Origin of the sequence: Anaerosacchariphilus hominis (assembly GCF_014290175.1) — a bacterium.
Classification (GTDB): domain Bacteria; phylum Bacillota; class Clostridia; order Lachnospirales; family Lachnospiraceae; genus Laedolimicola; species Laedolimicola hominis.
The window spans coordinates 223,680-236,966 of sequence record NZ_JACOOR010000005.1 but is presented as its reverse complement, the minus strand read 5'-3'; the positions used below and the strand labels follow the sequence as shown (position 1 = coordinate 236,966).

Annotated in this window: 11 protein-coding genes and 1 riboswitch; of the genes, 8 read left to right on the top strand and 3 right to left on the bottom strand. The window is 52.1% G+C overall.

What is annotated here, in order from left to right; all coding sequences use genetic code 11:
- The 8 genes from H8S44_RS10430 (at nt 1) to H8S44_RS10395 (ending at nt 8,748) form a co-directional block, all read left to right on the top strand.
- Nucleotides 1-2,088 carry a DNA topoisomerase gene (locus tag H8S44_RS10430; RefSeq protein ID WP_186873623.1) on the top strand — a complete coding sequence of 696 codons (2,088 nt, stop codon included), beginning with the start codon at nt 1-3 and terminating at the stop codon, nt 2,086-2,088.
- Nucleotides 2,085-2,750 carry an acyltransferase gene (locus tag H8S44_RS10425; protein WP_186873622.1) on the top strand — a complete coding sequence of 222 codons (666 nt, stop codon included), beginning with the start codon at nt 2,085-2,087 and terminating at the stop codon, nt 2,748-2,750. The genes H8S44_RS10430 and H8S44_RS10425 overlap by 4 nt, the downstream gene beginning before the upstream one ends.
- On the top strand, nt 2,747-3,493 hold the full coding sequence (locus H8S44_RS10420; RefSeq protein WP_186873621.1) for a TraX family protein: 747 nt from the start codon (nt 2,747-2,749) through the stop codon (nt 3,491-3,493). The genes H8S44_RS10425 and H8S44_RS10420 overlap by 4 nt, the downstream gene beginning before the upstream one ends.
- A 68-nt stretch (nt 3,494-3,561) precedes the next feature.
- Nucleotides 3,562-3,657: riboswitch (purine riboswitch) on the top strand.
- Nucleotides 3,658-3,708: 51 nt separating this feature from the next.
- Nucleotides 3,709-5,118, top strand: a complete 1,410-nt coding sequence (locus tag H8S44_RS10415) for an NAD(P)/FAD-dependent oxidoreductase (RefSeq protein WP_186873620.1) — start codon at nt 3,709-3,711, stop codon at nt 5,116-5,118.
- A gap of 229 nt (nt 5,119-5,347) precedes the next feature.
- A complete protein-coding gene (locus H8S44_RS10410; protein ID WP_158364323.1) occupies nt 5,348-6,040 on the top strand; it encodes an iron-sulfur cluster assembly scaffold protein in 693 nt (230 codons plus the stop codon).
- 19 nt (nt 6,041-6,059) lie between these two features.
- Nucleotides 6,060-7,070, top strand: a complete 1,011-nt coding sequence (locus H8S44_RS10405; RefSeq protein ID WP_158364324.1) for a GGGtGRT protein — start codon at nt 6,060-6,062, stop codon at nt 7,068-7,070.
- 283 nt (nt 7,071-7,353) lie between these two features.
- On the top strand, nt 7,354-8,124 hold the full coding sequence (locus H8S44_RS10400; RefSeq protein WP_186873619.1) for a cyclase family protein: 771 nt from the start codon (nt 7,354-7,356) through the stop codon (nt 8,122-8,124).
- Between the two features lie 18 nt (nt 8,125-8,142).
- Complete coding sequence (locus H8S44_RS10395; protein WP_178039660.1) at nt 8,143-8,748, top strand: peroxidase-related enzyme; 606 nt, start codon at nt 8,143-8,145, stop codon at nt 8,746-8,748.
- A gap of 155 nt (nt 8,749-8,903) precedes the next feature.
- Here the strand turns inward: H8S44_RS10395 and H8S44_RS10390 are convergent, their stop codons facing one another.
- The 3 genes from H8S44_RS10390 to aroE all read right to left on the bottom strand — a co-directional run bounded on the left by H8S44_RS10390 (nt 8,904) and on the right by aroE (nt 13,242).
- The gene (locus H8S44_RS10390; RefSeq protein ID WP_186873618.1) at nt 8,904-10,850 is read right to left on the bottom strand and encodes an NAD(P)/FAD-dependent oxidoreductase; all 1,947 of its coding nucleotides are present in this window, start codon (nt 10,848-10,850) and stop codon (nt 8,904-8,906) included.
- A gap of 136 nt (nt 10,851-10,986) precedes the next feature.
- A complete protein-coding gene (locus H8S44_RS10385; RefSeq protein ID WP_186873617.1) occupies nt 10,987-12,171 on the bottom strand; it encodes an aminotransferase class V-fold PLP-dependent enzyme in 1,185 nt (394 codons plus the stop codon).
- 195 nt (nt 12,172-12,366) lie between these two features.
- Nucleotides 12,367-13,242 carry a shikimate dehydrogenase gene (gene aroE, locus H8S44_RS10380; protein ID WP_186873616.1) on the bottom strand — a complete coding sequence of 292 codons (876 nt, stop codon included), beginning with the start codon at nt 13,240-13,242 and terminating at the stop codon, nt 12,367-12,369.
- Nucleotides 13,243-13,287 lie beyond the last annotated feature (45 nt).

Genomic DNA, 13,287 nt, shown 5'->3' with positions numbered 1-13,287 from the left:
ATGGGAAAATCATTATATATTGCAGAGAAACCCAGCGTGGCCCAGGAATTCGCCAAGGCCCTGGGACTGCAGACGGCCAGACGGGACGGCTACCTGGAGGGGGAGGACAGCGTGGTGACCTGGTGCGTGGGACATCTGGTGACCATGAGCTATCCGGAGGTCTATGACGAAAGACTGAAAAAGTGGAGCCTGTCCACTCTGCCCTTTTTGCCGAAGGAGTTTAAGTACGAGGTGATTCCCTCGGTGAAAAAGCAGTTCGCCATCGTAAGCGGCCTTCTGAACCGGCCGGATGTGGATACTGTCTACGTCTGTACCGACTCGGGACGGGAGGGAGAATACATCTATCGACTGGTGGAGCAGATGGCAGGCGTGAAGGGCAAGGAGCGCCGCCGGGTCTGGATTGATTCCCAGACCGAGGAGGAGATCCTGCGGGGAATCCGGGAGGCCAAAGACCTGTCTGAGTATGACAACCTGGCCAGCGCAGCCTATCTCCGGGCCAAAGAGGATTATCTGATGGGGATTAACTTTTCCCGCCTTTTAAGTCTCAAGTACGGTGACGTGATATCAAACTATCTGAACACCCGTTATACCGTTATTTCTGTGGGTCGTGTTATGACCTGCGTGCTGGGTATGGTGGTGAGAAGAGAGCGGGAGATCCGTGACTTTGTGAAGACACCCTTTTACCGGGTATTGGGAGACTTCGGACTCCATGGAAGAAGCTTCGAGGGCGAATGGAGGGCCGTATCCAGTTCCCCATTCTGCGCGCCCCAGAAGCTCTATAAGGAGAACGGCTATCAGAAAAAAGAGGACGCGGAAGCACTGATTCATTATCTGACGGAAGAAAGGCCGATCCGGGCGATACTGGCAGGCATGGAGCGCAAGAAGGAGAAAAAAAATCCGCCCCTGCTATTCAATCTGGCGGAGCTTCAGAATGAGTGTTCCAGGCGGTTTAAATTAAGCCCCGACGAGACTCTGCGGGTGGTGCAGGAGCTGTACGAGAAAAAGCTGGTCACTTACCCCAGAACCGACGCCCGGGTCCTGTCCACCGCCGTGGCCAAGGAGATCTATAAAAACATCGGGGGTCTGCGTTCCTATGGAAAGCTGTCAGAGTATGCAAATGAGGTTTTGAACGGAACAGCCTGGAAGGGTATCGCAAAGACCCGGTATGTGAGTGACAAGCAGATCACCGATCACTATGCCATCGTGCCCACCGGTCAGGGGTTAGGAGCCCTTCGGAGTCTGAACCCGCTTTCCGAGCAGATCTATGAGGTCATTGCAAGGAGATTTCTGGCCATCTTTTATCCGGCAGCCGAGTATCAGAAGGTACAGCTGGTAACCGAGGTGCGGGGAGAACGGTTTTTCTCCGGCTTCAAGGTGCTTCTGAACGAAGGGTATCTGCGGGTGCTGCCCCAGGCAGCTTCCGAGGCGGCAAAGAAAAAGAGCGACCAGGACAATGAGGAGACCGAGGACGTGCGGGTGGACGCGGAGTTTCTGGAACTTTTAAAGGCGCTGAAGAAAGGCGATCAGGTGGAAGTATCCGGCTTCCATATCAAAGAAGGAGAGACTTCTCCGCCTAAACGGTATAATTCCGGTTCCATGATTCTGGCCATGGAGAACGCGGGCCAGCTCATCGAGGACGAGGAGCTGCGGGCTCAGATCAAGGGCAGCGGCATCGGAACCAGCGCTACCCGGGCGGAGATCCTGAAAAAACTGGTGAATAACCAATATATTGCCCTGAACAAAAAAACTCAGATCATTACGCCTACTTTGCTGGGGGAAATGATTTTCGATGTGGTGCGGGCCTCTGTCTACGGGCTTCTGAATCCGGAACTGACGGCCAGCTGGGAAAAGGGACTGACCCAGATGGCGGAAGGAGCCATCACCGAAGAGTACTATATGCAGAAGCTGGAAAAATATATTACAGATAAGACCCGGGCCGTTCTGGCTGCGGATTACCGGCGGGCTCTCAGACCCTGCTTTGACGCGGCGGCCCGGTTTTATAAAAATCCGAAAAATGAGAAAGAATCAAAAGCAGTAAAAAAACAGAAAAATAAGAAAACAGAGAAAAAGGAGACGAAGCAGAAATGAAGACATGGGAAGTAAAGGAACTGTACACCTTAAGTGAGACCCAGGCGGCGCCCCTGCTGGAGAGCGTAACCTATCCCTGGGAGGCTCTGCCGAAGATTCATGACTTTATCCTGGAGCTGGGAGAGACCTTAAGCGGGGAGGAGTATGAGAAGCGGGGAGAAGATATCTGGATCGCCCGCTCCGCCAAGGTGGCGCCCACCGCTTCCATTACAGGACCCTGCATCATCGGTAAGGATGCCGAGGTACGTCACTGCGCCTTTATCCGTGGCAACGCCCTGGTGGGAGAGGGAGCCGTGGTAGGAAACTCCACTGAGCTGAAAAACGTGATCCTGTTCAATAAAGTACAGGTTCCCCATTACAATTATGTGGGCGATTCCATTCTGGGTTATAAGGCTCACATGGGAGCAGGTTCCATCACCTCCAATGTAAAATCCGACAAGCTTCTGGTAAAGGTACACACACCGGAAGGAGATATTGAGACCGGCATTAAGAAATTCGGCGCCATGCTGGGCGACGAGGTGGAGGTGGGCTGCGGTTCCGTGCTGAATCCGGGTACGGTCATCGGTCCCCATACAAATATTTATCCTCTGTCCTCTGTGCGGGGAGTGGTTCCGGCCCATTCTATTTATAAAAAGCAGGGTGAGGTAGCGAAGAAGCGATGAAGAACGCGGCGCGGGCAAAAGGGCTACCGGGCAGTGTCCTGAAATGGTTCGCCATTCTGGTGATGACGCTGGATCATGTGGGAGCCAGCCTTCTGGAGGTATTTTTGCTGAATGGCTACGGGAACTCTCCGGCCTCAGGCATGGTCTCCGATCCGGCTTTCTGGTGGAAGGCAGATCAGATCCTGAGAATCATGGGCCGTTCGGCTTTTCCGGTGTTCTGTTTTCTTCTGGTGGAAGGAGCGGTACATACCCGGAGCGGGGAGTCCTATCTGAAGAGGCTGGCGCTCTTTGCTCTTCTTTCAGAGCTGCCCTTTGATCTGGCCCTCCGGAACCAGGTGCCCTGGTGGGAACATCAGAATGTGTTCTTTACCCTGGCTCTGGGGCTTCTGGTGATTCTGGTCTTTCAGAAGAACCCGGGCCGGGAGTGGAAGGGTATGGCGGCCCTGGGGGCAGCGGCCCTGGCAGCGGAGCTTTTGCATACCGACTATGGAGCAGCCGGCGTACTGGTGGTGGGAACCATGTATCTGCTCCGGGAGAACCGCCCGTTGGCAGCTTTTTTATCTCTGGCGATCCTGGCTCTGGAAGCAAGGATGGAGCTCTGGGCAGTACCGGGTTTCCTGATTTTATTTCTCTATAATGGAGAAAGGGGGCGGCAGAACCGGTATTTCTTCTATGTGTTCTATCCGGCCCACCTGCTGCTGTTCTGGCTCATTGGCCGGTACCTGTTTCCGTGGATTCTATAAAGAGTGTCTGCAAAAAAGACATTTGTCTTTTTTGGGAAAACACTTGACAGGACTACGCAGGATCCGTTAGAATAGAAAAGGTTCGGACTTATATAAATTCATAATTGGATGAATGTTTCTACAAACTGCCGTAACAGTTGACTATAAGCTGCCCGCAAGGGAGAAGTATACCATCTGCTGGGGCAGTTTTTTTGTGGGTAAAAGGAGGTATTTACATGGCAAAAAGAGATGTATTGATTATCGGAGCAGGACCGGCGGGTATCTTTACCGCCCTGGAGCTTTTGAAAAAGGGAAGTAAAAAGACTATCACCATCGTGGAGAAGGGTAAGTCGGTGGAGAAGCGTTCCTGTCCCAAGGCAAAGACGAAGAAGTGTGTAAATTGTAAGCCCTATTGTAATATTACGACTGGATTTTCCGGTGCAGGCGCTTTTTCTGATGGAAAGCTGTCCTTAAGCTATGAGGTGGGCGGCGATCTGCCTGCCCTCATCGGTGAGGATCTGGCTCAGGAGACCATTCATTACGCGGATCAAATCTATCTGGAGTTCGGTGCGGATACCCATGTGGAGGGCGTCGGCAATGAAAAAGAGGTTAAGGATATCCGGAAGCGCGCCATCCAGGCGGGCCTGAAGCTGGTGGACTGTCCCATTCGCCATCTGGGAACCGAGAAGGCCCAGGAGATCTATTTCCGCATTGAGCAGTATCTGTTGGAGCACGGCGTGGAGATCCTTTTTGACAGCCACTGCAGCGATCTCATCGTGGAGGATGAGGTTTGCAAGGGCGCAGTCATCGAGGATTCCGGCAAGGGAACGAACCAGCAGGTGATTTACGCGGATCACGTCATCGTGGCCACCGGCCGCAAGGGCGCAGACTGGCTGGAGAAGCTCTGTGAGCAGCATGATATCGCCCATCAGCCGGGTACCGTGGATATCGGCGTGCGAGTAGAGGTCCGTAATGAGATCATGGAGGATGTGAATAAGGTGCTCTATGAGTCCAAACTCATCGGCTATCCCCTGCCTTTTAAGAATAAGGTGCGTACTTTCTGCCAGAATCCGGGAGGCTTTGTAAGTCAGGAGAACTACGACAACGATCTGGCGGTGGTAAATGGACATTCTTACAAGGATCTGAAGTCCAATAACACAAACCTGGCGATTCTCTGTTCCCATAACTTTACCTATCCCTTCAACCAGCCCATCGCCTACGCACAGAAAGTGGGCGAGCTGACGAATATGCTGGGAGACGGAAAGATTATGGTGCAGCGCTACGGAGATATCTTAAGCGGCAAAAGAACCTGGCAGAAGGAACTGTCCCAGTCCAACGTGCGGCCTACCCTGCCGGATGCGGTGGCAGGTGACATTACCGCGGCCATGCCCTATCGTGCCATGACCAATATTATCAATTTTATCCAGGCTGTAGATCATGTGGTACCGGGCTTTGCGGCCAATGAGACCCTGCTGTACTCTCCGGAGCTTAAGTTCTACAGCAACCGGATCAAGATGACCGAGGACTTTGTGACCAACGTCAAGGGCCTGTACTGCCTGGGTGATTCCAGCGGATGGACCAGAGGTCTGATGATGGCTTCTGTCATGGGCGTGCTCATGGGACGGAAGCTGGCAGAAGAGAAGTGAGAAACTTCAGTTACAGAAAATTCAGATACAAGGAAGAACTGCAGAAGAAAAGCGGCCTGCCGGGAGAACTCCGGCGGGCCGTTTGCAATATTTTTCATGGCTCCTGTGTTTTTTATGAAAAAAGGACTTTACGAATCCGTCAGAATGTGCGAAAATATAACCAAATGCGACAATGCGGGACTTAAGCCACCCCGGGTCGCTATTAATCCATTCTGAAAGGAGTTTTAAAATGATTTATTCACATGAAGTCGAGATGATGTGTCCGGTAGCACAGGGCGTACACCATGGCGCCGCTCCGATTCCGGAAGAAGCAAAATGGGTACAGGCGAAGGAAGTTAAAGATATTTCCGGCTTTACACACGGCATTGGCTGGTGTGCACCGCAGCAGGGAGCATGTAAGCTGACCCTGAATGTAAAGGAAGGCGTGATCCAGGAGGCACTGGTGGAGACTATCGGATGTTCCGGTATGACCCATTCCGCAGCTATGGCGTCCGAGATTCTGCCGGGCCTGACTGTACTGGAGGCTCTGAACACAGACCTTGTATGTGATGCTATCAATACCGCTATGCGTGAGCTGTTCCTGCAGATCGTATACGGACGTTCCCAGTCCGCATTCTCTGAGGATGGACTTGCAGTAGGCGCAGGTCTGGAGGATCTTGGAAAGGGACTTCGTTCTCAGGTTGGTACCATGTACGGTACTTTGAAGAAGGGACCCCGTTACCTGGAGATGGCAGAGGGCTATGTAACAGGCATCGCTCTGGACGCAGAAGACCAGATTATCGGATACCAGTTCGTTTCTCTTGGCAAGATGACAGACTTTATCAAGAAGGGTGATGACCCGAACACTGCATGGGAAAAGGCGAAAGGTCAGTATGGCCGTGTAGCAGATGCGGTTAAGATCATTGACCCGCGTAAAGAGTAATCGAGGAGGTAGATGAAAAATGGCATTATTTGAATCATATGAAAGACGTATTGATAAGATTAACGCTGTTCTGAACAGCTATGGCATCGCTTCCATCGAGGAAGCTGAGAAGATCACTAAGGATGCAGGCCTGGACGTATACAACCAGATCAAGGGCATCCAGCCGATCTGTTTTGAGAACGCTTGCTGGGCATACATCGTAGGCGCAGCCATCGCAATCAAGAAAAACTGCCGCAAGGCAGCAGACGCTGCAGCAGCTATCGGAGAGGGCCTTCAGGCTTTCTGTATTCCGGGTTCTGTAGCAGATACACGTAAGGTAGGTCTGGGACATGGTAACCTGGGCAAGATGCTTCTGGAAGAGGAGACTGAGTGTTTCGCATTCCTGGCAGGCCATGAGTCCTTTGCAGCAGCAGAGGGCGCTATCGGTATTGCAGAGAAGGCAAACAAGGTTCGTCAGAAGCCGCTGCGTGTTATCCTGAACGGTCTTGGAAAGGATGCTGCTCAGATTATCGCAAGAATCAATGGATTTACATACGTTGAGACTGAGTACGATCCGTACACCAACGAGGTTAAGGAAGTATTCCGCAAGGCTTACTCCGAGGGACTTCGCGCAAAGGTTAACTGCTATGGCGCAAACAGCGTTCCGGAAGGCGTAGCTATCATGTGGAAGGAGAATGTAGACGTATCCATCACCGGTAACTCTACCAACCCGACCCGTTTCCAGCATCCGGTAGCAGGTACTTACAAGAAGGAGCGCCTGGAGGCAGGCAAGAAGTACTTCTCCGTAGCATCCGGCGGCGGTACAGGACGTACCCTTCATCCGGACAACATGGCAGCAGGACCGGCTTCCTACGGTATGACCGATACTCTGGGACGTATGCATTCTGACGCTCAGTTTGCAGGTTCTTCCTCCGTACCGGCTCACGTAGAGATGATGGGTCTCATCGGCGCTGGTAACAACCCGATGGTTGGTATGACTGTTGCAGTTGCAGTAGCTGTTCAGGAAGCAGCCGACGCTGGCAAGTTCTAAATAAAAGCTGAATAACGACAGATAAAGTAAGAAGGCACTCACCGGAGAGTTTTGGTGGGTGCTTTCTTTTTTGTCTATAGGAAACACCGTGTCACATTAAAGTGTCAAACCTATAATTCCTATATATAAAATAAGGTATTGACAAAAAAACAATCCTGTGGTATAGTAAAGCAACTATAAAAAACATAGTTACATAGTGAAAAAATAAGAGTCAATGGAGACCAAAGAGGACAAGGTGAACAGGTCTTGTATTGACTTTTTTTAATTAAAGGAGGATAATAATATGGCAAACCTTAAATTATGGGATTTTGTGAAAGAAGTAAAAGGGACAGGTTACAAATGGGTAGATCTGACACATGAGCTGAGCCCGGAGACTCCCCACTGGTACGGTTTCAAACCGCTGGAGGGAAAGCTCCTGTTCGACTATAGAGAAGGAACTCCGGACGACATGATGGCTCCCATGAGATGTATCCAGTACAGCGTAGCCAGCCAGTACGGTACCCATGTAGATGTACCCCTTCATTTCTGGGGGGACGGTCGTGACATGAGCAAAATCACCGTAAAAGAGTTGGTATATCCTCTGGTAGTCGTAGATAAGTCCAAAGAGTGCGCGGAGAACGCCGAGTTCACCATGACTGTAGCAGACCTGGAGAAGTGGGAGAGCGAGAACGGCAGGATTCCGGAAGGCGCATTCGTGGCATTCCGTTCCGACTGGTATAAGAAGTCTAACCTGGACAACCCAGATGAGAATGGCAATCCTCATTACCCGGGCTGGAGTGTAGATGCCATCAAGTGGCTGGTAGAGGAGCGTAACATCGGCGCCATCGGGCATGAGCCCGCAGATACAGATCCCAGTTATGTAACCACCAAAGAAGACGCGTATCCGTACCCGGGTGAGCAGTACATCCTGGAGACCGACCGCATTCAGATCGAGGTTATGAGAAATCTTGACCAGGTACCGGCCGTGGGAGCCATGATCGTATGTGCATTCCCAAAGCTGAAAGACGGTACCGGCTTCCCGGCAAGATGTTTTGCAATCTGTCCCGAAGACTAAATCAGGAGGAATTTTATTATGCTAGAATTTGACGAGCAGCTTTCAAGACTGCAGAAACCGGATCGCGAGGAGATGACAGACGAGGAGTACGCTGTCTTCAATAAGAACGTAGAAGTCATGGAGAAGAACTGGGGCTTCATCAACAACCTGTTCAAGATTCTTCCTCTGAATGCCAAGGAGTACATCGGATTTCTGAACTTCAAGAATTCTCTGTACAACGATACCTGCTATCTGACAGACGCGCAAAAAGAGATGATTGGCGTGGTTGTATCCTCTTACAACTGCTGCTGCTACTGCCTGACTACCCACGGCGATAATCTTCGCGGTATGTGGAAGAACGCACGTCTGGTAGACAAGATTTCCTACAACTATCGTTCCGCCAAGGATGAACTGTCCAAAGAGGACTACGCACTCTGCGAATATGCATGGTATGTAACCGCACATCCTCGCGACATCGATCAGGAACAGGTGAATAAGCTCCGCGAAGCGGGTCTTGACGATCATCAGATTCTGGAGGCAGCTTTTGTAGCAGGCTTCTTCAACTACACGAACCGCTGGGTAAGCACCATCGCTCCGGTTCCGAATCCGGGCCATTACAGCCATAACCGTAATTTTGAGGATTAAAAATCAAATTACATAAGAATGATAAAATGAGATCAGAACCTAGATTGTCTGATCTCATTTTTTATGATGAAGTAAAAAGAGCACAGGGATCCGTTGTCAAACGAATCCTGTGCTCTTTTTTACGTTCTAAAAAATCCGGTAAGAGAAAAATCGTGTTATGCCTCGAAAATATAAGCGGCCTCAAAACCTTCCCGTACCGCTGTGGCGATTCTGCCGCCCTTGCGCGCGTCGCCGACGACATGTACCTGGGAACAGCAGCTCTCGAAGCTTTCAGCCAGAGCGGAGCGGGGCCGTACGCCCAAAGCCAGAACGACGGAATCCGCAGGCAGAACTACGGTGCTGTGATCCTCCGTCCTTTCCAGTGTTACGGTCTTTTCTTCGATGGAAAGCAGTTTGTGGCCGGTGTATACACCCGGGTTGTGGGGCAGGATACGGCTGAGCTCGTCATTTCGGATAGCACCGAAGATGCCGGGTCCCATCTGATCAGCCATCTCGATGATGGAGACGGAGAGACCGCGGCTTAAAAGCATCTCGGAAGTTTCAAGACCGGTCAGACCGGAACCGATGACAGCTACCTGTCCGCTGGGGGCTGCTTTGCCGGTGAGAACATCCTCTGCTGTGCAGACATGACTCTGCCGGATGCCCGGAAGAGGCGGAATGACCGGCTCTGCGCCGCAGGCAACGATGACACCTGTCGGATTCAGAGCGCTTACCAGCTCCGGTGTAGCGGCGGTGCCCAGACGAATCTCCACGCCCAGGTGACGGATCTGGGTCTCCATAGTCCGAGCCAGTCTGGTCAGCTTATCCTTGAAGGCGGGCTTGTCGGCCACATTCAGTGTACCGCCGAGCTGAGTCTCTTTTTCAAATAACACCACATGGAACTGACGCAGAGCCAATACGCGCGCCGCTTCCATACCTGCAGGGCCTCCGCCGACCACCACAGCGGTTTTACCGGTACCGTCTTTTCGGATATGGGAAAATACATCCTCCCGGGCAGTGCGGGCGTTGATGGCACAGCGAATCGGAAGCCCCTGGCCCAGTACGCGTTCCCGGCAGTAGAGACAGCCGATACACTTGCGGATTTCATCCGAGTGTCCGGTCTTTGCCTTGTTCATGAAATCCGGATCCGCCAGCTGGGAACGGCCCAGACCTACGAAATCACAGATTCCTTCCTCCAGAAGTGACTCAGCAAAGTCCGGATCCTTAATGGTGTTGGTGGCGATAACCGGAATATGAAGGGCTTCTTTATAAGCCTTTGCCACATGCTTTTTCCAGCCGGGCTGATAGGAGAAGGGTTCGCAGTTGGCATCGCCGTTCCGGGCGCTGCCGTTGCTGATATTGATGGCATCAATGCCGCAGCTTTCCAGATACTTTGCAATCTCCAGGCCGTCCTCCAGGGTCAGGAATCCGTCCACCGGGGTCATCTCATCGCCGCACATGCGGACCAGAATCGGAAAACGGGGTCCGAGCTTTGCACGGATACCGGCGATGATTTCTGCGATGAAGCGGCAGCGGTTTTCCACGCTTCCCCCGTACTCGTCGGTTCTGCGGTTATAGTATTTGCTGAAGAACTGGGCGATCAGATAGCCGTGGGCTCCGTGAAGCTCCACTGCGTCATAGCCAGCCTTCTGACAGCGGACGGCCGCGTCGATGAATTTCTGCTCAACGCGTTTGATATCCTCCAGGGTCATTTCCTTCGGAACAGGGCGGCCCTCCGCAATGGGAACGGCACTGGGAGCCAGGTTCTGGCGTCCGGTGAAATTCGGATTGGAGGTGGCGCCGCCATGGTGAATCTGGGCCACAATCTTGCAGCCGTAGAGATGAACCGCGTCGGTCAGCTTCTCCATCTCTGAAATATGATAATCCCGGGCGATACGCAGGTTGTGGATGGACGGAATACTGTCTACATCGTCCACGCCGGTGTACTCGTTGATGATCATAGCAATGCCGCCTTTGGCACGCTCCTGATAATAGCGGATCTGTCGGGGGGTTACGATGCCGTCCTTGTCGGCCATATCAGTCGCCATGGGCATCATGACGCCGCGGTTTTTCAGGACCATGGTTCCGATGCGGCCCTTTTCAAATAATTTTTCGTAGCTCATAGTATAAGTTCCTTTCTTTGATCTGCACATGCTTTTTGCGCATATAGGTATCCTCATAGGGGATTTCTGTCTCTGCCCTGGGTGACAGAAGTGATTTCCATAGCAGTCAAATCGTATGTGGTGAGATTCTGGATTGTCAGCAGTTTCCACGCAGCACACTGGAAGAAATCCCCTTCAACATTTCTCGGTCAATACTCTTTAGACCTTTTACCAGAGTGTCCAGATCCTCCCGGGTGGTAAAAGCACTGATACTTACCCGGACGGTGCCGTCAAACTCCTGATCCTTCAAATGCCTGTGAATGCGGGCTGCACAGTGGTGGCCGGCCCGGACAGCGATATTCCATTCCTTGTCGAGAATCGCGCCCACTTCGTTGGCGCGAAAGCCATCCAGATTCAGAGAAACGACGCCTGCCTGAAGGGTGGGATCCGGTGCGCAATAAAGATGCAGTCCCGAAATTTCCCGGAGCTTGGGAAGCAGGTATGTCATCAGCTCATCCTCGATTTTTTTCGGACGGGCGGTTTTCAGCCACTGAAGAGAAGCCTGAAGGCCTGCGATGGCAGGCGTATCCATGCTGCCGCATTCCATTTTCTCGGGCATATAGAGGGGCATTTCTTCGCTTAAAGACTTCATGCCGTTGCCGCCGGCCAGGAGCTCTGTGAGATCCACGCCGTTTTTCAGAAGAAAGCCGCCGATGCCAAAGGGCGCGTAGAGAGTCTTGTGTCCGGCAAAGGTGATCGCGTCGGCCCGAAGATAAGAGAAGCGCAGCTTCAAAAGTCCCATGGCCTGGGCTGCGTCCAACAGGGTAAACGCACCGTATTCCTTGGCCATGAGAAAGATCTCCCGGGCCGGAAGAATGTAGCCGGTCACATTGCTGACGGCGGAGACACTGACAAAATCCGGAGGTGTCTGACGGAACATTTCGCTGGTGCTTTCCAGGTCAATGGAAAGATCTTCGGACAGCGGAAGTTCCAGTATCCGGATGCCTATGCGTTTCTCCAGAAGCTTCAGAGGACGAAGTACCGCGTTATGCTCATAGGGCGATACATAGGCCACGGAATCAGAAGTCCAGGGCTGCCCCTGGATAATCTGGTTCAGGGCGATGGTGACGGAAGGGGTCAGGATGACCTGAGCCTGCTCCCGGGCGTCACAGAGGCTGATAAGCTGCTCCCGTACTTCCCGGATCATGGCGGTGGCCTTCCGGGCGGCCTGATAAGCACCCCGGCCCGCATTTACTGCTGCCGTACGGTTAAAATGGTCTACGGCGTCCCAGACACAGTCCGGTTTTGGAAAGGTGGTGGCGCCGTTGTCAAGATAAATCATGGTTGTTCATCTCCAATTTGATTGATTTTGTTAAACTTATTGAAAATAATTTACACTTTTGTGTATTAACGCACCAGTGCTTTCCGGGTAAAAAGAAAGCTGCGGGCTTGCTGTCGGCAAAACTACAGCTTCTTACCTGTTACGTTATCCTATTATAGCATGGAACTATTGGAAACGGAAGTGGGAATTCTGTGCCTAACGGAAATACAGATCCCGGATATATTCCACGGGCATCTCCTGTCCGGTCCAGCGCTCAAAGGCCTTGGCCCCCTGATGGAGCAGCATGTACATGCCGTTGAAGGTATGGCAGCCTGCTTCTCGGGCCTGGCGCAGAAGCAGCGTCTCCCGGGGATTGTAAATCACATCGCCCACCACCAGTCCGGGGTGGAAAAAGGAAGCGTCAGGAATCAGTGAGGCATCCGTATGGGGAGCCATACCCACGGAAGAAGTATGAATCAGAATCTGCGCATCGTTTAAACAGGACTTGAGTGTTTGGGTATCAGCCAGGTCAAAGAGACGGATCCGACAGTTGCTTTTTCCGCGGATTCGATCCGTTTCTTCAGCTATGAGCCGGGTGGAAGAAGCCCCTTTCCTGGAAAATATGTCAATGGTATCTGTACCGTCCAGAGCCGCCTGGGCCAGGATAGCCGCCGCTGCGCCTCCGCTTCCCAGCATGACTGCATGGGCTCCCTTACAGGAAAATCCTGCGTCCCGCATGGACTGCAGGAAACCATAGCCGTCTGTATTATCGCCGAAGAGCTGTCCGTCCCGGTTTACGACTGTATTGACGGCGCCGCTCAAAAGGGCGGAGTCGGAGAGAGTATCCACGCGTTCATACATACGCCGCTTTAAAGGCATGGTGCAGTTCCAACCTGAAGCACCAAGAGTAATGAGACCGTCCACAGCCCGCTCAAAGTGTTCCTCATCCACGTCAAAAGCCAGATAAGCATAGTCCAGACCGAGCTTTTGGAAGGAAGCGTTATGCATGGCAGGGGAGATACTGTGAGAAACGGGATCTCCCAGAAGACAGGTAAGTTTTGTGGTTCCGGTTATTTCGAAATTTTTGTTCATTTTTACACCTTTTACTTGAAGTTATTGCGTTTATCGTGTACACTT